This window comes from Variovorax paradoxus (genome assembly GCF_030815855.1).
Taxonomy (GTDB): domain Bacteria; phylum Pseudomonadota; class Gammaproteobacteria; order Burkholderiales; family Burkholderiaceae_C; genus Variovorax; species Variovorax paradoxus_M.
The window spans coordinates 2,773,943-2,794,778 of record NZ_JAUSXG010000001.1; the positions used below are offsets into that span (position 1 = coordinate 2,773,943).

17 protein-coding genes and 2 pseudogenes are annotated in these 20,836 nt (G+C 65.4%); 8 read left to right on the forward strand and 11 right to left on the reverse strand.

Annotation, left to right across the window (positions count from 1 at the left end; all coding sequences use genetic code 11):
* The first annotated feature begins 45 nt into the window (after positions 1–45).
* From QFZ42_RS13045 to QFZ42_RS13070, 6 genes and pseudogenes are all read left to right on the forward strand, one after another.
* Positions 46–1,204, forward strand: a pseudogene (locus tag QFZ42_RS13045) (MFS transporter).
* 154 nt (positions 1,205–1,358) lie between these two features.
* A complete protein-coding gene (locus tag QFZ42_RS13050; RefSeq protein ID WP_307701355.1) occupies positions 1,359–2,879 on the forward strand; it encodes a 3-hydroxyacyl-CoA dehydrogenase in 1,521 nt (506 codons plus the stop codon).
* A gap of 30 nt (positions 2,880–2,909) precedes the next feature.
* Complete coding sequence (locus QFZ42_RS13055) at positions 2,910–3,689, forward strand: oxepin-CoA hydrolase, alternative type (protein WP_307701356.1); 780 nt, start codon at positions 2,910–2,912, stop codon at positions 3,687–3,689.
* A 59-nt stretch (positions 3,690–3,748) separates the two neighbouring features.
* Entirely contained in the window at positions 3,749–4,468 is a 720-nt protein-coding gene (locus QFZ42_RS13060) for a Crp/Fnr family transcriptional regulator (protein WP_307701357.1), read from the forward strand.
* A 23-nt stretch (positions 4,469–4,491) separates the two neighbouring features.
* A pseudogene (locus tag QFZ42_RS13065) lies at positions 4,492–5,599 on the forward strand (phosphotransferase).
* Between the two features lie 33 nt (positions 5,600–5,632).
* Positions 5,633–6,904 (forward strand): acyl-CoA dehydrogenase family protein, encoded by a 1,272-nt coding sequence (locus QFZ42_RS13070; RefSeq protein WP_307701358.1) that lies wholly within the window; start codon positions 5,633–5,635, stop codon positions 6,902–6,904.
* Between the two features lie 82 nt (positions 6,905–6,986).
* On the opposite strand, the gene QFZ42_RS13075 is transcribed toward QFZ42_RS13070, so the two are convergent.
* The 5 genes from QFZ42_RS13075 to QFZ42_RS13095 all read right to left on the reverse strand — a co-directional run bounded on the left by QFZ42_RS13075 (position 6,987) and on the right by QFZ42_RS13095 (position 12,530).
* Positions 6,987–7,466 (reverse strand): GNAT family N-acetyltransferase, encoded by a 480-nt coding sequence (locus QFZ42_RS13075; RefSeq protein WP_307701359.1) that lies wholly within the window; start codon positions 7,464–7,466, stop codon positions 6,987–6,989.
* A 2-nt stretch (positions 7,467–7,468) separates the two neighbouring features.
* Positions 7,469–8,806 carry a phosphoglucosamine mutase gene (glmM, locus tag QFZ42_RS13080; RefSeq protein WP_307701360.1) on the reverse strand — a complete coding sequence of 446 codons (1,338 nt, stop codon included), beginning with the start codon at positions 8,804–8,806 and terminating at the stop codon, positions 7,469–7,471.
* A gap of 23 nt (positions 8,807–8,829) precedes the next feature.
* The gene (folP, locus tag QFZ42_RS13085; protein WP_444875732.1) at positions 8,830–9,687 is read right to left on the reverse strand and encodes a dihydropteroate synthase; all 858 of its coding nucleotides are present in this window, start codon (positions 9,685–9,687) and stop codon (positions 8,830–8,832) included.
* Positions 9,688–9,765: 78 nt separating this feature from the next.
* Positions 9,766–11,682 carry an ATP-dependent zinc metalloprotease FtsH gene (gene ftsH, locus QFZ42_RS13090; RefSeq protein ID WP_307701362.1) on the reverse strand — a complete coding sequence of 639 codons (1,917 nt, stop codon included), beginning with the start codon at positions 11,680–11,682 and terminating at the stop codon, positions 9,766–9,768.
* Positions 11,683–11,861: 179 nt separating this feature from the next.
* Positions 11,862–12,530 carry an RlmE family RNA methyltransferase gene (locus QFZ42_RS13095; protein WP_307701363.1) on the reverse strand — a complete coding sequence of 223 codons (669 nt, stop codon included), beginning with the start codon at positions 12,528–12,530 and terminating at the stop codon, positions 11,862–11,864.
* A gap of 90 nt (positions 12,531–12,620) precedes the next feature.
* Between QFZ42_RS13095 and QFZ42_RS13100 the strand changes: the two genes are divergently transcribed.
* Both QFZ42_RS13100 and QFZ42_RS13105 read left to right on the forward strand, forming a co-directional pair.
* Complete coding sequence (locus tag QFZ42_RS13100) at positions 12,621–13,100, forward strand: YhbY family RNA-binding protein (protein ID WP_307701364.1); 480 nt, start codon at positions 12,621–12,623, stop codon at positions 13,098–13,100.
* Between the two features lie 2 nt (positions 13,101–13,102).
* On the forward strand, positions 13,103–13,861 hold the full coding sequence (locus QFZ42_RS13105) for a glycosyltransferase (protein ID WP_373423332.1): 759 nt from the start codon (positions 13,103–13,105) through the stop codon (positions 13,859–13,861).
* Between the two features lie 54 nt (positions 13,862–13,915).
* Here the strand turns inward: QFZ42_RS13105 and QFZ42_RS13110 are convergent, their stop codons facing one another.
* The 6 genes from QFZ42_RS13110 to carA all read right to left on the reverse strand — a co-directional run bounded on the left by QFZ42_RS13110 (position 13,916) and on the right by carA (position 20,772).
* The gene (locus tag QFZ42_RS13110) at positions 13,916–14,338 is read right to left on the reverse strand and encodes a DUF4149 domain-containing protein (protein ID WP_307701366.1); all 423 of its coding nucleotides are present in this window, start codon (positions 14,336–14,338) and stop codon (positions 13,916–13,918) included.
* 20 nt (positions 14,339–14,358) lie between these two features.
* Positions 14,359–14,835 carry a transcription elongation factor GreA gene (gene greA / locus QFZ42_RS13115; protein ID WP_307701367.1) on the reverse strand — a complete coding sequence of 159 codons (477 nt, stop codon included), beginning with the start codon at positions 14,833–14,835 and terminating at the stop codon, positions 14,359–14,361.
* Between the two features lie 63 nt (positions 14,836–14,898).
* Positions 14,899–15,768, reverse strand: a complete 870-nt coding sequence (locus QFZ42_RS13120) for a Kdo hydroxylase family protein (protein WP_307701368.1) — start codon at positions 15,766–15,768, stop codon at positions 14,899–14,901.
* Between the two features lie 16 nt (positions 15,769–15,784).
* The gene (gene carB / locus QFZ42_RS13125) at positions 15,785–19,036 is read right to left on the reverse strand and encodes a carbamoyl-phosphate synthase large subunit (protein ID WP_307701369.1); all 3,252 of its coding nucleotides are present in this window, start codon (positions 19,034–19,036) and stop codon (positions 15,785–15,787) included.
* Between the two features lies 1 nt (position 19,037).
* Entirely contained in the window at positions 19,038–19,577 is a 540-nt protein-coding gene (locus QFZ42_RS13130; protein ID WP_307701370.1) for an ORF6N domain-containing protein, read from the reverse strand.
* 10 nt (positions 19,578–19,587) lie between these two features.
* Positions 19,588–20,772, reverse strand: a complete 1,185-nt coding sequence (gene carA, locus QFZ42_RS13135; protein ID WP_307701371.1) for a glutamine-hydrolyzing carbamoyl-phosphate synthase small subunit — start codon at positions 20,770–20,772, stop codon at positions 19,588–19,590.
* Positions 20,773–20,836: the final 64 nt, after the last annotated feature.

Here is a 20,836-nt window from a genome sequence, read left to right on the forward strand (position 1 = left end):
GGCCGCCCCAAGGCAAATACCGCAGCCGAAGGCGAAGGTCCTTCAGTGAGCCGGCCGGCGCCCCGGGGCGCGCTGTGGGCGCTGCTGGCCGGCAATTTCGTGATCGGCACCGGTGTGATGGTGGTGCCCGGCACGCTCAATGAAATCAGCACGTCGCTGGCCGTCACCGTGGCAACCGCGGGCCAGCTGATCACGGTCGCCGCGGTCGTGATGTGCCTGGGCGCCCCGTTGCTCGCGGCGGTGGTTGCGGGCTGGGACCGCCGCCGGCTGCTGGCCCTCACCTTGCTCTGGTACGCCGCCGGGCACGTCCTTTCCGTGCTGATGCCGAGTTTTGGCGCCCTGCTGCCGGTGCGCATGCTCACGGTGGTTGCGCCGGCCATCTTCACGCCCCAGGCCGCCGCCTGCGCCGGCATGCTGGTGCCGCCCGAGCAGCGCGGACGCGCCGTGACTTTCGTCTTTCTGGGCTGGTCGATGGCCTCGGTGCTGGGCTTGCCCCTGGGCGCGCTGATCGGCGGCCACCTGGGCTGGCGCATGGCTTTCATGGCCATTGCGATGCTCACGCGTCGTGAGTGCGGGGGCGATCTGGCTGACGCTGCCGCGCGGCATCCGTCCGGCGGCGCTCACGGCGGCGGCTTGGTCGCGCGTACTGCGCAGCCCGGTGCTGATGGGCATCGTGTCGGTCACCGCGCTGCAAGGTGCCGGCCAGTTCGTTCTGTTCAGCTATTTCGGTCCCATCCTGAAACAGAACTTCGGCGCGGACCCCACCACGCTGAGCCTGATGTGGGCGCTGTTCGGCGTCTTCGGGCTGGTGGGCAACATGCTGGTGAGCCGCTTCATCGACCGCGTGGGCCCGGGCCGCATGGTGCTCCTGACGAGTTCGCTGATCGCGCTCAGCCTCTTTCTCTGGCCGTGGGCCGTCACGCTCCCCTGGCTGGCGGCCGTTCTCGTGCCCTGGGGCCTGGGCTGCTTCGCGACCAACTCGGCGCAGCAGGCACGGCTGGTGGGCCTGGCGCCCGCCCTCGCGCCGGGTTCCGTGGCGCTCAACAGCTCGGGCATCTACATCGGCCAGGCGGTCGGGGCCGGGTTGGGCGGATGGCTGCTCGCCAACGACGCGGTCGCCTGGATGAATTGGGTCGGCCTGGCGTTGCTGCTGCTGGCCATCGGCCTGAGCGTGACCATCGATCGCAGCCGCCGCGCGGCCTGACAACACGGTTTGACATACGGCGCGAGCACGGCCCCGCGTAAAACCCGGGACCCCGCTGCGCCGGGTGACTGCAAAATCGGAGGCTGCGCAAGCGCCGCGCCCAGCGCCTGCAGCCAGGCCCGGATCTCTCTCAACCAGTGAAAATCTTCTTCCAATGACAGTGAACTACACCCGGATCGGCGTCGTCGGCGCCGGCGCCATGGGCCGAGGCATCGCTCAGATCGCCGCGCAGGCGGGCAGCGAAGTGCTGCTGCTCGACAGTTTTGCAGGTGCCGCGGAACGCGGGCGCGAAGCCCTCGTGGCGCAATGGAACAAGCTGCACGAAAAGGGCAAGATCGATGCCGCGGCGCGCGATGCGCAGATCGCCCGCGTCAAGGCAGTCGATTCGGTCGCTGCCCTCGCCCACTGCGATCTCGTGATCGAAGCGGTGGTCGAAGACCTCGAGGTCAAGCGCAAACTGTTCCGCGAACTCGAATCGTTCGTCGCGCCCACGGCCACGCTCGCGACCAACACCTCGTCGCTTTCAGTCACGGCCATTGCGGCCGGCCTCAAGCACCCGGAGCGCGTGGCTGGCTTTCACTTCTTCAACCCCGTGCCGCTGATGAAGGTGGTCGAGGTGGTGGCGGGCTTCAAGACGTCGGCCGAAGTCTGCAAGCAATTGGCCGGCTATGCGGTGCAGATGGGCCACAGCGCGGTGCAGGCGCAGGACACGCCGGGCTTCATCGTCAACCACGCCGGCCGGGGCTACGGCACCGAGGCGCTGCGTATCGTGGGCGAAGGCGTGGCCGACTTCGCCACCATCGACCGCATCCTGAAGGACCAGGCCGGCTTCCGCCTCGGCCCGTTCGAGCTGATGGACCTCACGGCGCTCGACGTGTCGCATCCGGTGATGGAATCGATCTATCACCAGTACTACGAGGAGCCGCGCTTCCGCCCCAGCGTAATCACGGCCCAGCGCCTTGCCGCAGGCGTGCTCGGCCGAAAAACCAATGAGGGCTTCTACAGCTACAACGACGGCGTGATGCAGCAGCCTCCCGAAGCCGCACCGCCCACGTTGGCCGCGCTGCCTTCGGTGTGGGTGTCGCCCCGCGCCGCACGCCGTGCCGAGCTGCTGCGCCTGATCAACACGCTGGGCGCGCAGATCGACAGCGGCGCCATGGCCGCCCCCACCTCGCTCATCCTGGTGGCACCGCTGGGCTTCGACGTGACCACCGTGGCCGCGGTCGAACGGCTGGACGCCACCCGCACCGTCGGCATCGACATGCTGATCGACGATGCCGCCACCAAGCGCCGCGTGCTCGCCACCAACCCCGCCACGCGGCGCGACATTCGCGATGCGGCGCACGCCCTCTTCGCGCGCGACGGCAAGGCCGTGAGCGTGATCCGCGACAGCGGCGGTTTCGTCACGCAACGCGTGATCGGCACCATCGTGAACATCGCCTCCGACATGTGCCAGCAGCGCGTCTGCTCGCCGGCCGATCTCGAAACCGCCGTTCAGCTGGGTCTCGGCTATCCGCGCGGTCCGCTGGCCATGGGCAACCTTTACGGGCCGACCAACATGCTCGAAGTGCTGTTCAACCTGCAGACCGTCTACGGCGACCCGCGCTATCGCCCGAGCCCGTGGCTGCGGCGCCGCGGCGCGATCGGCCTGAGCCTGCTGCACGAAGAAGAATAAACAAACAAACGCCAAGGAAGCACCACAGCGATGACCGCCGAACTCAAGAGCACCAGCGAAGGACGCACCATGGTGCTGACGATCGCCAATCCCACCCAGCGCAATGCACTGGGGCCCGAGATCTACGCCGCAGGCATCGAGGCACTCAACGGCGCCGAAAGCAGCGATGAAATCCGCAGCGTCGTCATCGTGGGCGAAGGCGCATGGTTCTGTGCCGGCGGCTCTCTGCAGCGGCTGTCCGACAACCGCCAGCGCGACCCGTCGGTGCAAGCCGAAAGCATCGAGGGCCTGCACAACTGGATCGATTCCATCCGCACCTTTCCCAAGCCGATCATTGCGGCGGTCGAAGGCGCGGCCGCGGGTGCCGGCTTTTCGCTGGCACTGGCCTGCGACTTCGTCGTGGCCGCGCGCGATGCGATCTTTGCGGCCTCGTACAGCAACGTGGCGCTGTCGCCCGACGGCGGCCTGAGCTGGCACCTGGGCCAGGCGTTGCCGCGCCAGCTGGCCAGCGAGTGGCTGATGGCCGGCGAGCGCATCGGTGCGCCGCGGCTGCATGCGCTCGGGCTGGTCAACGAACTGAGCGAAAACGGCCAGGCGCTTGCAAGCGCGCTGGCGCTTGCGGCCAAGCTCAATACGCGCGCACCGAACTCGCTGGCCAGCATCAAGGAGCTGCTCAGCGAAGCGCGCGGCGCCACGTTCACAACGCAGCTTTCGCAGGAGCGAGACCACTTCGTTCGCAACCTCCACCACCCGAATGCCGGCATCGGCATCGACGCGTTTCTCGAGAAGAAGCCGCCGCACTACGAATAGCGGCACGACGTCACTCCCGTGACACCCTTCAGCCTTTCAGTCGCCGACAGGACAGACCAATGGACGACCCCATTCTTACCATCGAAGAACGTGAAGCGATCAACAGTGGTCGCTGGTTTTCTTCTCTCTCTCCATCGCTACGGCACGACATTCTCCGATGCGCTTTTGTCAAACGCTACAAGGACGGCGACCTGATCGCTGCCCGCGGCGATCCGCCCGATCACTGGATCGCCTGTGCCAAGGGCGCGGTGCGCGTCAGTTCGACGGCCGTTTCGGGCAAGCAGGTGACACTGACCTATGTGGAGCCGGGCATCTGGTTCGGCGACGTGGCCATGTTCGACGGGGACCGGCGCACGCACGATGCCTATGCGCACGGCGATACGACGGTGCTTTGCGTGGCGCGGGCCGACTTCCAGAAGATCCTGGCCGCGCACGTGGAGCTGTACGAAGCCCTGATGCGGCTGCAGGCACGCCGCATCCGCACCTTGTTCGGGCTGGTGGAAGACCTCAACACCCTGCCCTTGCGCGCACGCTTGGCGAAGCAGCTCATCCACCTGGTCCGCAGCTACGGGGTGCCCAACCTGGACGATGGCAGCCAGACGCGTATCGGCCTGCAGTTGGCGCAGGAAGAACTCGCGCAGTTGCTCGGCGCCTCGCGCCAGCGGGTCAACCAGGAGCTCAAGACCATGGAACGCGAGGGCACCATCCGGATCGAGCCGGGCGGGCTGGTCGTCCTGGACCGCGCAGCCTTGATGCGTGTCTCCGAAGCTGAGACCTAAGAAAACCAAAAAGAGACAGAGACATGAGCCAGGACTTCTCGAACTTCATCGGCACCCGCGCCGTCTCGCAGCAGCATGCCTTCGACATCGAGGGCGTTGGCGGCCTGGCTCACGAAGAACCTCGATGGCTTCAAGGGCCCGTTGACGGTCGAGATGTTCAAGGGCGGGCAATCGAACCCGACCTACAAGCTCGTCACGCCCACGCAGAGCTACGTGATGCGCGCCAAGCCCGGCCCCGTCGCCAAGCTGCTGCCTTCGGCGCATGCGGTGGAGCGCGAGTTCAAGGTCATGAGCGGCTTGCAGGGCACCGATGTGCCCGTGCCGCGCATGCACTGCCTGTGCGAGGATGAATCCATCATTGGCCGTGCCTTCTATGTCATGGAGTTCATGCAGGGACGGGTCCTCTGGGACCAATCGCTGCCCGGTTTCACCAACACCGAACGCGCGGCTTATTACGACGAGATGAACCGCGTCATCGCCGCGCTGCACACCGTGAAGTTTGCCGAGCGCGGCCTTGCCGACTACGGCAAGCCCGGCAACTATTTCGAGCGCCAGATCGGCCGCTGGAGCAAGCAGTACAAGGCCTCGACCGATGGTGCCGGCGAGCTGTCTCAGCCCATCGAGCCCATGGAGCGCCTGATCGACTGGCTGCCCGCGCACATGCCTGCGAGCGCACGCGACGAAAGCAAAGTGTCGATCGTCCATGGCGACTACCGCCTCGACAACGTGATGTTCCATCCCACAGAGCCGCGGATCATTGCGGTGCTCGACTGGGAGCTCTCCACCTTGGGCCACCCCTTGGCAGACTTCAGCTACCACTGCATGTCGTGGCACATGCCCCCGACCACCGGCCGCGGCATCGGCGGCGTGGATGTTGCAGCGCTGGGCATTCCCACCGAGAGCGAATACATCCGGCGCTACTGCGAGCGCACGCGCATCAGCACGCCCGAGGCGCTGGCGCCCGACTGGAATTTCTACCAGGCCTACAACCTGTTCCGCATGGCCGCGATCCTGCAAGGCATTGCCAAGCGGGTCGAGGCCGGGACCGCGTCGAGCGAGCAAGCCGTGGCCTCTGCCCGCGGCGCGCGACCGATGGCCGACATGGCCTGGCAGTTCGCCCAAAAGGCGTAACCAGCCCTCAAAAAAAACCCACCAGGAGACAGCATGGATTTCGAATATTCGGCCAAGACCAAGGAACTGCAGAAGCGCGTCACGGCCTTCATGGACACGCACATCTACCCGGCCGAAACCGAGTACGCAGCTGAACTGGCAGCCAACACGGCCGCGGGCAAGCGTTGGACCGCGCTCAAGACCGTCGAGAAGGTGAAGGAGAAGGCCAAGGCCCAGGGCCTGTGGAACCTGTTCCTGCCGGTCGACAGCGCCTCCGCATCCGGCTATGAAGGCGCCGGCCTCACGAACCAGGAATATGCACCGCTGGCGGAAATCATGGGCCGGGTGCCATGGGCTTCGGAAGCGTTCAACTGCTCGGCGCCCGATACCGGCAACATGGAGACCATCGCCCGCTATGGCTCCGAGGCCATCAAGGCACGCTGGCTCAAGCCGCTGCTCGAAGGCCAGATTCGCTCCGCCTTCGCAATGACCGAACCCGACGTGGCCTCCAGTGATGCCACCAACATCGCGACCCGCATCGAGCGCCAGGGCGACGAGTACGTGATCAACGGCCACAAGTGGTGGATTTCGGGTGCCGCCGATCCGCGCTGCGCCGTCTTCATCACCATGGGCAAGAGCGACCCCGATGCGCCGCGCCACTCGCAGCAGAGTATGGTGATCGTGCCGGCTGACGCCAAGGGCATCCGCATCGTGCGCCCGCTCAACGTGATGGGCTACGACGACGCGCCGCACGGCCACGTCGAGATGTATTTCGAGAACGTGCGCGTGCCTGTCGACAACATCCTGCTCGGCGAAGGCCGTGGCTTCGAAATCGCGCAAGGCCGCCTTGGCCCCGGGCGCATCCATCACTGCATGCGCCTGATCGGCCTGGCCGAGCGCGCGCTCGAGCTGATGTGCAAGCGCGCCTCCTCGCGCGTCGCCTTCGGCAAGACCGTCGCCTCGCAGACCGTGACGCAGGAGCGCATCGCCGAAGCGCGCTGCAAGATCGACATGGCGCGCCTGCTCACGCTCAAGGCCGCCTGGCTGATGGATGTGGCCGGCAACAAGGTCGCGAAAAACGAGATCGCGATGATCAAGGTGGTCGCACCGAGCATGGCCTGCCAGGTGATCGACTGGGCCATGCAGGCGCACGGCGGCGGCGGCATGTGCGACGACTTCCCGCTGGCCTATGCCTACGCTGGTGCGCGCACGCTGCGTTTCGCGGACGGTCCGGACGAAGTGCACCGCAACGCGATCGCGAAGTGGGAGTTGGGTAAGTACGCGCCCAGCAAGACCGAAGCCGAAGCGCCCGTGACACGCTTCTGATCTGTGTATTACCCCCTCTCCCTCCGGGAGAGGGTTGGGGTGAAGGCCGACGGCACGGAGCGCGCCTCGGCCTTCTTCTTTTTCAGAGCTTCTTCTGCAAGAACACGGCGTGCCCGAACGCCGGATCGAGCTGGTAGTTCATGAACCCTTCGCGTTCGTAGCTGCGCAACGCTGGCTCATTCCCCGAAAGCACTTCCAGCGTGAGCTTGCAGGCACCCCGCGCGCGAGCCTCTTGCTCCACCCGCGCGAACATCTGCTGCGCAACGCGCCGGCCACGGTGGCTGGCCAGCACGACCACGTCGTGCACATTGACCAGCGGCTGGCAGGCGAAGGTTGAAAAACCTTCGATGCAGTTGATAAGGCCGACGGGCTGCGCACCGTCGTAAGCCAACACGCTGAAGGCTTGCGGCCGCGCGGCCAACGCCGCGGGCAGTCCGGCACACACCGCCGCTTCGAGCGGCGTCCCGCCACCGGCAGGGTCGCGTGCATAAGCATCGAGCAGATCAACCAGCGCGGCTGCATGCCCCGAATTGCGATAGTCCGCCAGAACGACGTCGATCATCGCTATGGCGCGGGTTCGAGGGTTGCGGCGAGGCGTTTCGCGCACGACTCGGATTGCTTCGCGTCGCGCGCCTCGACCATCACGCGAACCAGCGGCTCGGTGCCACTCGCGCGGATCAGCACGCGCCCCGCGTCACCGAGCTCGGCCTCGATACGCTGCGTTTCGCCGGCCAGCGCCTTGTTGCTCTTCCAGTCCTGCCCCGGGGTCAGGCGGACATTGATGAGGGTCTGGGGGAACAGCGTGACGTCGGCGAGCAGTTGCGCCACCGTCTTGCCGCTGCGCACGCAGGCCTGCAGCACCTGCAGCGCGCTCACGATGCCGTCGCCAGTGGTGTGGCGGTCGAGCGCCAGCAGATGGCCCGAGCCCTCGCCGCCCAGGATCCAGCCGCGCTTGTCGAGTTCTTCGAGCACATAGCGGTCGCCCACCTTGGCGCGCACGAACTCGATGCCCTGCCCACGCAACGCCACTTCGACGGCCTTGTTGGTCATCAGCGTGCCGACCACGCCCGCGGGCTTTTCGCCGCGCGCGATGCGCTCGGCCACCATCAGGTAGAGCAGCTCGTCGCCGTTGAACAGGCGTCCGCTGGCATCGACCAGTTGCAGGCGGTCGGCATCGCCGTCGAGCGCAATGCCGTAGTCGGCCTTCTGCGCCGTCACCGCGGCGACCAGCGCCTCGGGATGCGTGGCGCCGAAGCCCTTGTTGATGTTGAGCCCGTCGGGTGCGCAGCCGATGCTCGCCACATCGGCGCCCAGCTCGTGGAACACGTTAGGCGCCACCTGGTAGGCCGCGCCGTGCGCCGCGTCGATCACGAGCTTCATGTCGCGCAGCGTCAGGTCGTTGGCGAAGGTGCTCTTGCAGAACTCGATGTAGCGGCCGGGTGCGTCGTTGAGGCGGCGGGCCTTGCCCAAGTCGGCGGAGGCAGCCCACACGGGGGCCTCTTCGAGTGCGGCCTCGACGGCAAGCTCCCAGGCATCGTCGAGCTTGGTGCCCTGCGCGCTGAAGAACTTGATGCCGTTGTCGGGAAAGGCGTTGTGGCTTGCGCTGATCACCACGCCCAGGCTCGCACGCTGCGCGCGCGTGAGGTAGGCGACGCCGGGCGTGGGCAGCGGGCCCAGCAGCACCACGTCGACGCCGGCGGAGTTGAAGCCCGACTCCAGCGCGGATTCGAGCATGTAGCCTGAAATGCGCGTGTCCTTGCCAATCAGCACCGTCGGGCGCGACTGGCTCTTCTTGAGCACGCGGCCTACGGCATGTGCGAGGCGCAGCACGAAGTCGGGTGTGATGGGCGACTGGCCGACCGTGCCGCGGATGCCGTCGGTACCAAAGTATTTGCGTGTCATGGGGGTTTTTCTTGTTGTCGATCTTATGAAGTCGATGAGCCCGGATGCGGTTCCTCGGCCTTCATGGCACGCCACACGGCGAGTGCCGCCACGGTGTCGCGCACGTCGTGCACCCGCACGATGGCCGCGCCGCGGTCTACTGCGAGCACCGCGGCCATCACGCTGGGCACGAGGCGTTCGGCAGCAGCCGGAATGCCACTGACCGTGCCGATCGACGACTTGCGAGACCAGCCCAGCAGCAGCGGATAGCCGGCCTCGAGCAGTTCACGCTGGCGTGCGAGCAGCGCAAAATTTTGCGCCACGGTCTTGCCGAAACCAATGCCCGGGTCCAGCGTGATTCGCGACGGATCGACCTTCAGCGCGCGGAGTTGTGCCAGCTGCTCGGCCCAGAACGACAGCACATCGGGGATCACGTCGCCCTGCATTGGCGCGGCCTGCATGGTTTGCGGATCCCGGTGCATGTGCATCAGGCAAATGCCGCATGAGGGGTGTGCGGCCACCGCCTCGCGCGCGCCAGGCCGCCGCAGCGCCCAGACGTCGTTGACGATGTCGGCGCCCAGGTCGAGCACGGCGCGCATGACTTCCGGCTTGTAGGTGTCGACGGAAATCGGCACGTTCAGCTTGACGGCCTCTCGGACCACCGGCAGCACGCGCGCCAGTTCGGCATCGAGCGGAACGGCCGGGCTACCAGGCCGGGTCGATTCGCCGCCGATGTCGAGGATGTCGGCGCCCTCCTTCAGCAACTGCTCGCAATGCTGCAGGGCGGCCGCGGTCGAGGCATGCGCCCCGCCGTCGGAAAAGGAATCGGGGGTGACATTGACGATGCCCATCACGCGCGGCTGCGCGAGATCGATGGCGAATCGTGCCGTCTGCCAAGTCAACGAAGCTGCCGTCATGCGGCACCTCCGCTATGAAAAACGGGGCCAGAGGCCCCGTTGTTTTGTGAAGCCGGATGCACTTCAGGCAGCTGTCGGTGCCGGATCCGGATTGACAGCCGGCGTACCGCCGCTGCCACCGCTGCCCGACGGCGGAATGCGCGGCGTCCAGTCCTTGGGCGGACGCGGTGCGCGGCCAGCCATGATGTCGTCGAGCTGTTCGCTGTCGATGGTTTCCCACTCGAGCAAGGCCTTGGCCATGGTGTGCATCTTGTCGCTGTTTTCTTCGATGAGGCGGCGCGCCAGGGCGTACTGCTCGTCGATGATGCGGCGCACTTCGGCGTCGACCTTTTCCATGGTCTGCTCGCTCATGTTCGTGGTCTTGGTGACCGAGCGGCCAAGGAACACTTCGCCTTCGTTCTCGGCATAGACCATCGGGCCCAATGCATCGGTCATGCCGTAGCGCGTGACCATGTCCCGGGCGATGGACGTCGCACGCTCGAAGTCGTTGCTCGCGCCGGTGGTCATCTGGTGCATGAACACTTCTTCGGCGATGCGGCCACCAAACAGCATGCTGATCTGGTTCAGCATGTATTCGCGGTCGTAGCTGTAGCGGTCTTGTGCCGGCAGGCTCATGGTCACGCCGAGGGCGCGGCCGCGCGGAATGATGGTGACCTTGTGGACCGGGTCGCACTTGGGCAGCAGCTTGCCGATGAGCGCGTGGCCGGACTCGTGGTAGGCCGTGTTGCGGCGCTCTTCCTCGGGCATGACCATGCTCTTGCGCTCGGGGCCCATGAAGATCTTGTCCTTGGCCTTCTCGAAGTCCTGCATCTCGACCACGCGCGCATTGCGTCGTGCGGCCATCAGGGCAGCTTCGTTGCAGAGATTGGCCAGGTCGGCGCCGGACATGCCGGGCGTGCCGCGCGCGATGACGCTCGGGTTCACGTCCTGGCCGAGCGGCACCTTGCGCATGTGAACGCCGAGGATCTGCTCGCGGCCGCGAATGTCGGGCAGCGTGACATACACCTGGCGGTCGAAACGGCCCGGGCGCAGCAGCGCGGCGTCCAGGATGTCCGGGCGGTTGGTGGCGGCCACCACGATCACGCCCAGGTTGGTTTCGAAGCCGTCCATCTCGACCAGCATCTGGTTCAGGGTTTGCTCGCGCTCGTCATTGCCGCCACCAAGGCCGGCACCGCGCTGGCGGCCCACCGCATCGATTTCGTCGATGAAGATGATGCAGGGAGCGTTCTTCTTGGCGTTCTCGAACATGTCGCGGACACGGGCAGCGCCGACGCCGACGAACATTTCGACGAAGTCGGAACCCGAGATCGAGAAGAACGGAACCTTGGCTTCGCCGGCGATCGACTTGGCCAGCAAGGTCTTGCCTGTACCCGGAGGGCCGACCAGCAGCAGGCCGCGCGGAATGCGGCCGCCGAGTTTCTGGAAGCGCTGCGGGTCTTTGAGGAAGTCGACCACTTCACGGACTTCTTCCTTGGCTTCGTCGCAACCCGCGACGTCGGCGAAAGTGACCGTGTTGTTGTTCTCGTCCATCATGCGGGCCTTGCTCTTGCCGAAGCTGAACGCGCCGCCCTTGCCGCCGCCCTGCATCTGCCGCATGAAGTAGACCCAGACGCCGATCAGCAGCAGCATGGGCCCCCAGCTCACCAGCAGCGTCATGAGGAGCGAGCCCTCTTCGCGCGGCTTGACGTCGAACTTGACGTTGTGGTCGATCAGGTCGCCCACCAGGCCGCGGTCGAGCACCGTGGCGGTCGTGCGGATCTTGCGATCGTCGTTGGTGACGGCGACGATTTCTCCGCCGCCGGCGCCTTCAGGAATGACGGCGCTCTTGATCTGGTTGTTTCGAACCTGATCCAGGAACTCCGAATAACTCACCGTCCCCGAGCCAACGCCGCCGCGGGTGTCGAACTGCTTGAACACAGTGAACAACACCATGGCAATGACGAGCCATACGGCAACTTTGGAAAACCACTGATTGTTCAAACGAAGCTCCAGTCGAAAGCGCGTGACAAGATTGTGAAAAGAACGCGCTATGGATACGCAATTGCGCCCCATTTTAGGCTTTTCAAGCTGCGAAAAGCGGGCATTTCCCTAAAGCAGCCATAGCTTGACAAGGGTTTGCGCCTCATCGACACCCTTTTCAGGGCTGCAGCCTCAAGGTATCAAAGCGTTTCCTGGGCCTTCAGACCCATGCCGACCAGAAAGGTTTCGGACGACTTGTCGCGCGATGCCTTCGGTTTGAACGGCTTCACGGTACGGAAGTTGGCCTTGAAGAGCTTCACCAGCTCGTCATAGCCGCTGCCATGGAAAAGCTTGGCCACCAGCGCCCCTTCGGGCTTCAGATGGTGCTGGGCGAAGTCGATTGCAAGCTCGATCAGGTGCGCCACGCGGGCCGCATCGGCCGAATGGATGCCTGACAGGTTGGGCGCCATGTCGGAAACCACCAGGTCGGCTTTCCGGCCCGCCATCACGCCCAGCACCTGCTCCAGCAGTTCCGGCTCGCGAAAATCCCCCTGCAGGAAGGTCACGCCCTCGATCGGCTCCATCGGCAGCATGTCGAGCGCGATGATGGTGCCGTTCAGCGCACCTGCCGCGGCGCCGTCGGGCGACATCCGCCGCCGCAGGTACTGGCTCCAGGCGCCGGGCGTGGAGCCGAGGTCGACCACCAGCTGGCCGGGCCTGACCAGGCCGAGCGATTCGTCGATTTCCTTGAGCTTGTAGGCGGCGCGGGCGCGGTAACCCTCGCGCGTGGCGAGTTTCACGTACGGGTCGTTGATATGGTCGTGCAACCACGCCTTGTTGACTTTTTTGCTTTTTGCCTTGGTGCTCATGGGTCGCCTCTCGGGCTTCGCGCTGCAGTATTCGCCTTGGAAGCGGCCCGGCGGTTCGAGAGGTTGCTTTCTACCCTCGATAATACGGGGATGCCCGCCATTCAACTTACCCTTGCCGAGCGCAAGGTGCACCGCGCCGAAGCTCACCACCTGGATCCGATCGTCATGGTCGGTGGAGACGGGCTGACCCCTGCCGTTAAAAAAGAGGCCGACGCGGCGCTCAAGGCCCACGGGCTGATCAAGATCCGCGTCTTCTCCGACGACCGACTGGCGCGCGATGCCATGCTGCAAGAGCTCGCCGACGAGCTCGATGCGGCGCCCATCCAGCACATCGGCAAGCTGCTCGTGCTGTGGCGCCCCAAGCCCGAGAAAGAGCGCGTGGTCGATGAAGACCGCATGCCCGGCCCGCGCGACGTCAAGATCCTGAAGTACAGCAAACGCGGCGGCCAGCGCCCCGAGATCAAGACCCTGCGCGTGCTCGGCAACCAGCGGCTCACCCCCGGTGGCACCATCAAGCGCGCCAAGGCGAAGCGGCCGCTGTCGGCCAAGAAGCGCAACCAGGCAGACTGAGCTTGGCGGCAGCGCAAGGCGCCCAGCGCCATATCCTCTGCATGAAGTGGGGCACCAAGTACGGGCCCGAATACGTCAACCGCCTCTACGCGATGGTGCGCCGCAACCTCAGCGGCGACTTCAAGTTCGTGTGCCTGACGGACGACGGCACCGGCATCCGCCCCGAAGTCGCGTGCCTGCCGATTCCGCCGCTCAACCTGCAGCTGGCGCCCGGCCAGCGCGATGGCGCGTGGAAGAAGCTCACCACTTTCGAAAAAGACTTGCACGGCCTCCGCGGCACGGCCCTGTTCCTGGACGTCGACGTGGTCATCGTAGGCAGCCTCGACGCATTCTTCGAGTGCCCCGGCGAATTCCTGATCATTCACGACTACGCGCGCCCCTGGCGGCGCCAGCGGATCACGGGGAACTCGTCGGTCTACCGCTTCGAGCTGGGTGCCCATGCCGACGTGCTGGCGCATTTCCGCGACAACATGGACAAGGTGCAAGCCGAGTACCGCAACGAGCAGACCTACCTGTCCGCGATGATGCACAAGCAAGGCAAGCTGGGCTATTGGCCCACAGCCTGGTGCCCGAGCTTCAAGTACCACGGCATTCCCGCTTGGCCCGCCAACTACTGGGACGAGCCGTTCGTGCCGGAAGGCGCGCGCATCGTGGTGTTCCATGGCGAATGCAATCCGCCCGACGCACTGGCGGGCCGGCGCAACCGGGCTTTCCGCTTTATCCGGCCGGCGCGCTGGATTTCGAAGTTCTGGAAAGAATGAAGTGACCGGGCAGCGGCTGCGGCAGGTCCCGCCTTCCGCCGCTGTCGTCCGGACTTAGCTTGCGGTCGGGGCCTTGGCGCCCATGCGCCACAGCAGCACACCCGCGCACAGCCACTGAACCAGGTACATGCCGCTTCCCGCGGCGTGCCACAGCTTCAGGTTGTCACGCGCAAGAATCCGCGGCGCCACGGCATATTGCTGGAGCAACGCCAGCAGCAACGCCCCGAGTATCAGGAAGATGGCGGTCATCGAGGCGTTGTCGATGCGGTCGTCCATCTTCGTCCTGAAGTGAACCAGCAGCAGCAGGCCGCAGCCGATGGCAATCCAGCTTTGCGCCTCGAACAGCTGGCCCGCGAAATTGCCCGCCACGGCGGGGTTGCCGAGCCTTGCGAAAAGCATCGGCACGACCACGAAACCGATCGTCGTGAGACTGCCCCACCAGAAGGCGGCCAGCAGCAGCGCGAGGCGGTCTTTCATCGGCGGCAGATCAGATCTGATCAGATGTAGCGGACCGCGACGATCTCATAGCGCTTGAGGCCGCCCGGCGCCTGCACCTCGGCGGTGTCGCCCTCTTCCTTGCCGATCAGCGCGCGTGCGATCGGGCTGGAGATGTTGATCAGGCCCAGCTTCAGGTCGGCCTCGTCTTCGCCGACGATCTGGTACTTCACGGCCTCACCCGACTCTTCTTCCTCGAGCTCCACCGTGGAGCCGAACACGATCTTGCCGCCCGCATCGAGCTCGCTCGGGTCGATGATCTGTGCGGCCGAGAGCTTGCCCTCGACTTCCTGGATGCGGCCTTCGATGAAGCCCTGGCGGTCCTTGGCGACCTCGTACTCGGCGTTCTCGCTCAGGTCGCCCTGCGCGCGGGCTTCGGAAATCGCGTTGATGACCCAGGGGCGGTCCACGGTCTTGAGTTGATGCAGTTCAGCGCGCAGTTTTTCGGCACCGCGCTTGGTGATTGGAATGGTGGCCATGTTGGGTTCTCCATAAAGCGAAACCGCCGAACGCTGCCGTTCGGCGGTCGATAGGGGACAGGATCAGACGAGTGTGCGTCCGGTCAGCCGGCTCAGGATGGCGAGCGGGCTCGAATCCGGATTGTATTGCTTCGACGCGTCCAGATGAAGGGTCTGCTCGAGCATGTACTGGCCCGCCATCACGGCATGCGAGGTCTGGTCGGAGAAGCACACCCACACCGAGCCGGGCGGGAACTTGGCAGTTTCCTGTGGCGAATTTTCCTGGTACGCCATGTCCGACTTCATGCCGTCGTGCAGCTGAAGCATCAGGTGGTCGTACTCGCTGCGGAACGACTTGGTGACGTGCAGTGCCTGCAGCAGCTTGGCCTGCCAGCGCACATAAGGCTTGGCGCGCGGAAGAAAGCGTTTGGCGACGTCCTCGAAGGGCTCGCCCACGCGCCACACGCGCGGCGCGCCATCGGGATTCACGTTGGTGAACACACGCAGGATGCGCTCGCCGTAGTTGGGCCGCGACGGAAATGCATCCACGTGCAGCCGCCGGTCGTCGGCGCGCCACGACTGCACGCGCGTCTCGACCTGAGCCGGCCGGTAGCTGGTCGGCGCGAGCCGCAAGGCCGGCGTGTAGTGCGGCAATAGCCCATGGATGAGCTGCTGCGCCTGCGCCCGGAATCGCCCCACCATCGCCGCTGCCGTGCGCTGCACTGCCTCGTCGCCGACCGCGCCCTTGAGCTTGCCGTGGGCGTCGAGGCTGATGTTGCGCACGTCGGGCGACAGCAGGCTGGGCGTCAGCAGGCTGCGCTCTTCAGCCAGCAGCTCGAAGCCCAGGCGCGGAAAGTACAGCACCTTGCCGGACTCCAGCGCCGCGATCCACGCCTCATTGGGCGTGGCCGCGCTCCAGTCGCGGAGGTCCAGTTCGACGAGCTGGGTTTCCATGGCACTCAGGCTCGGCTCAGGCCACGGCAGCCAGCTGCGCGTGCATCTCCTGCACCGAGATGACGCCGAGCTCGTCCATGAAGCCCATGCCCTCGACCGCGGCTTCAGCGCCGAAGATCGTGGTGAAGGTGGTCACGCGCGCCAGCAGCGCCGAGGTGCGGATCTGGCGCGAATCGGTGATCGCGTTGCGGCGCTCTTCCACCGTGTTGATGACCAGCGCAATCTCGTTGTTCTTGATCATGTCCACGATGTGCGGACGGCCTTCGGTCACCTTGTTCACCGTTGCGCATTCGATGCCCGCGGCGCCGATGGCAGCCGCCGTGCCCTTGGTCGCGACGATCTCGAAGCCGAGCTTGACCAGGCCGCGCGCCACTTCCACGGCGCGCGCCTTGTCGTTGTTCTTCACCGAAATGAAGACCTTGCCCGACTTCGGCAGGTGCGTGCCCGCGCCCAGCTGCGACTTCACGAATGCTTCGCCGAAGGTCTTGCCCACGCCCATCACTTCGCCGGTCGACTTCATCTCGGGGCCGAGGATGGTGTCCACGCCCGGGAACTTGACGAACGGGAACACGGCCTCCTTCACGCTGAAGTAAGGCGGCGTCACTTCCTTGGTCACACCCTGCGACTTGAGCGACTGGCCGGCCATGCAGCGTGCCGCCACCTTGGCGAGCTGGATGCCCGTCGCCTTGCTCACGTAAGGCACGGTGCGCGACGCACGCGGGTTCACTTCGAGCACGTAGATGACGTCCTTGCCGTCCTTCTGCTGGATGGCGAACTGCACGTTCATCAGACCGACCACGTTGAGCGCCTTGGCCATCGCGGCGCTCTGGCGCTTCAGTTCGGCGATGGTGTCGGCGTTCAGGCTGTAGGGCGGCAGCGAACAGGCCGAGTCGCCCGAGTGCACGCCGGCCTGCTCGATGTGTTCCATCACGCCACCGATCAGCGTCCCGCCTTCGGCATCGCGGATGCAATCGACGTCGCACTCGACGGCGTCGTTCAGGAAGCGGTCGAGCAGCACCGGCGAGTCGTTGCTCACCTTGACGGCTTCGCGCATGTAGCGTTCGAGGTCGCGCTGCTCGTGCACGATTTCCATCGCGCGACCCCCGAGCACATAGCTCGGACGCACCACCAGCGGATAACCGAGGGCTGCGGCCTTTTCGAGCGCTTCGGGCTCGGTGCGGGCGGTCGCGTTCGGCGGCTGGCGCAGGCCCAACTCGTGCAGCAGCTTCTGGAAGCGTTCGCGGTCTTCGGCCGCGTCGATCATGTCCGGCGAGGTGCCGATGATCGGCACGCCGTTGGCTTCGAGGTCGAGCGCGAGCTTGAGCGGCGTCTGGCCGCCGTACTGCACGATCACGCCGAGCGGCTTTTCCTTGTCGACGATTTCAAGCACGTCTTCGAGGGTGAGCGGCTCGAAGTACAGGCGGTCGGAGGTGTCGTAGTCGGTCGACACGGTCTCGGGATTGCAGTTGACCATGATGGTCTCGTAGCCGTCCTCGCGCATGGCGAGCGCGGCGTGCACGCAGCAGTAGTCGAACTCGATGCCCTGGCCGATGCGGTTCGGGCCGCCGCCGAGCACCATGATCTTCTTCTTGTCCGTCGGGTCGGCCTCGCACTCGTCCTCGTAGGTCGAGTACATGTAGGCGGTGTTGGTCGCGAACTCGGCCGCGCAGGTGTCCACGCGCTTGTAGACCGGGCGCACGCCCAGGGCGCGGCGCTTTTCGCGGATCGCGGTGTCGGTGGTCTTCAGCTGGCGCGCCAGGCGGCGGTCGGAGAAGCCCTTCTTCTTGAGCGCGAGCAGCGTGTCCTTGTCGATGTCGTCCAGCGACTTGGTTTCCAGCTCGAGCTCGATCTTCACGATCTCTTCGATCTGCACCAGAAACCACGGATCGATCTTGGTCAGCGCAAACACTTCGTCGACGCTCAGGCCCATGGCGAAGGCATCGCCCACGTACCAGATGCGCTCAGGGCCGGGCTCGCCCAGTTCCTTCTCGAGCACTTCGCGGTCCTGCGTCTTCTCATTGAGGCCGTCGACGCCCACTTCGAGGCCGCGCAGGGCCTTCTGGAACGATTCCTGGAAGGTGCGGCCCATGGCCATCACCTCGCCCACCGACTTCATCTGCGTCGTCAGGCGCGAGTCGGCCTGCGGGAATTTCTCGAACGCGAAACGCGGGATCTTGGTGACCACGTAGTCGATCGACGGTTCGAACGACGCGGGCGTGGCACCGCCCGTGATCTCGTTGCGCAGCTCGTCGAGCGTGTAGCCCACGGCCAGCTTGGCCGCGACCTTGGCGATCGGGAAGCCCGTGGCCTTGGAGGCCAGCGCCGACGAACGCGACACGCGCGGGTTCATCTCGATGACGACCATGCGGCCATCCTTCGGGTTGATGGAGAACTGAACGTTCGAGCCGCCGGTATCGACGCCGATCTCGCGCAGCACGGCCAGCGAGGCATTGCGCAGGATCTGGTATTCCTTGTCGGACAGCGTCTGCGCCGGCGCCACGGTGATCGAGTCGCCGGTGTGCACGCCCATCGGGTCGAGGTTTTCGATCGAGCAGACGATGATGCAGTTGTCGGCCTTGTCGCGCACGACTTCCATCTCGTACTCTTTCCAGCCGAGCAGCGATTCTTCGATCAGCAGTTCGTTGGTCGGCGAGGCTTCGATGCCGCGCTTGCAGATGGTCTCGAACTCGTCGGGGTTGTAGGCGATGCCGCCGCCGGTTCCGCCGAGCGTGAAGCTGGGGCGGATCACGGTCGGAAAGCCGAGCGTCTTCTGCACGGCCCAGGCTTCGTCCATGGTGTGGGCGATGCCGGAGCGCGCCGAGCCAAGACCGATCTTGGTCATCGCGTCCTTGAACTTCAGGCGGTCTTCGGCCTTGTCGATGGCTTCGGGCGTGGCGCCGATCAGCTCGACCGGCTTGCCGGTGGCCGCGCCGGTGTACTTGTCGAGCACGCCGTTGCGCCAGAGGTCGAGCGCGCAGTTCAGCGCGGTCTGGCCGCCCATGGTCGGCAGGATCGCGTCGGGGCGCTCCTTGGCGATGATCTTCTCGACCGTCTGCCAGGTGATGGGCTCGATGTAGGTGACGTCGGCCGTGGCCGGGTCGGTCATGATCGTCGCGGGATTGCTGTTGATCAGGATGACCTTGTAGCCCTCCTCGCGCAATGCCTTGCAGGCTTGCACGCCGGAGTAGTCGAACTCGCAGGCCTGGCCGATGATGATCGGGCCGGCGCCGATGATGAGAATGGATTGGAGGTCTGAGCGCTTGGGCATCTTATTTGTCCTTGGTGAAACCGATGCCGCGGCCGCTGTAGGCGCCCGGCTTCGGTTCATCCATCAGTTGATGGATCGCGTTGAATACATCGCGAAAGTTCTGGTCGTATCGCTGTTCCAGCGCGTTCAGCTTGCGCTTGAGATCGGCGTGCTCCGACAGCATGCTGCGCAGCTTGACGAAGGTACGCATGATCTCGATGTTGACGGCCACGGCGCGTTCGCTGCGCAGCACGCTCGACAACATGGCAACGCCCTGTTCGGTGAAGGCCACGCTTCGGTAGCGCGCGCCGCCGGAACCCGGCTTCTCGGGTTTTGAGATCACAAGCTGTGATCTCAAATCATCGAGGTCCTGGTTCTCCAGGCTGAAAGCGAAATCCGCGGGAAAACGATCGAGGTTGCGGCGCATGGCCTGCAACAACACCCGGGTCTCGACGCCGTAGAGCGCGGCAAGGTCCTGCGCCAGCATGACTTTGAGGCCGCGCAGCACATAGATCTTGCCCTCGGCATCGCGCAAGGCGGCGATGACCGAGACGTCGAGCACCGCGGGTGCATCAGCCACGTGCCTGCTCCATGAGCGCGGTGAAGCGGTCGAACAGGTAGCCGATGTCGTGCGGCCCGGGCGAAGCTTCCGGGTGGCCCTGGAAGCAGAACGCCGGCTTGTCGGTGCGCGCCAGGCCCTGCAGCGTGTTGTCGAACAGGCTGATGTGGGTGGCGCGCAGGTTGGCCGGCAGCGATTTCTCGTCGACCGCGAAGCCGTGGTTCTGGCTGGTGATGCTCACGCGGCCGTTGTCCAGGTCTTTCACCGGGTGGTTCGCGCCGTGGTGGCCGAACTTCATCTTGAAGGTCTTCGCGCCCGAGGCCAGCGCCATGATCTGGTGGCCCAGGCAGATGCCGAAGGTGGGGATGCCGGTTTCGATCAGTTCCTTGACCGCGCTGATGGCGTAGTCGCAAGGCTCCGGGTCGCCCGGGCCGTTGGCCAGGAAGATGCCATCGGGCTTGAGCTTGAGCACGTCGGCCGCGGGCGTTTGCGCCGGCACCACGGTAATGCGCGCGCCGCGCTGCGCGATCATGCGCAGGATGTTCTTCTTGACGCCGTAGTCGAAGGCCACCACATGAAACTTGGGCGTGATCTGCACGCCGTACCCCGGCTTGCCGTTCAGATTCACGAGCTTCCACTCGGTTTCGGTCCACTCGTAGGTCTGCTGGACCGACACCACCTTGGCGAGGTCGAGGCCGGCCATGCTGGGCGCGGCCTTGGCCGCTGCAATGGCCTTGTCGATCAGCGCCTGCGTGACAGCCTCGCCCGCGGCCAGGCCCAGGATGCAGCCGTTCTGCGCGCCGTGGGTGCGCAGGTGGCGAGTGAGCTTGCGGGTGTCGATGTTCGCAATGGCCACCGTCTTGCCGGCCACGAGGTATTCGTTCAGCGTCGCGGTCTTGCGGAAATTGGATGCGACGAGCGGCAGGTCTTTGATGATCAGGCCCGCGGCATGGATCTTGTCGGCTTCGATGTCTTCCCCGTTGACGCCGTAGTTGCCGATATGCGGATACGTCAAGGTGACGATCTGCTGGCAGTAGCTCGGGTCGGTGAGGATTTCCTGGTAACCGGTCATGGCGGTGTTGAACACCACTTCACCGGTCGTGGAGCCGGTGGCTCCGATCGAATTGCCTTGAAAGACCGTGCCGTCTGCGAGCGCCAGGATGGCGGGCGGGAAACTTCCCTTGAGAGACAAAAGCACTGGGTTCTCCGGATGGTTACGGTCGCCCGGAGCCCCAGGCGCGTTGCCTGCGGACTGCTGCTTA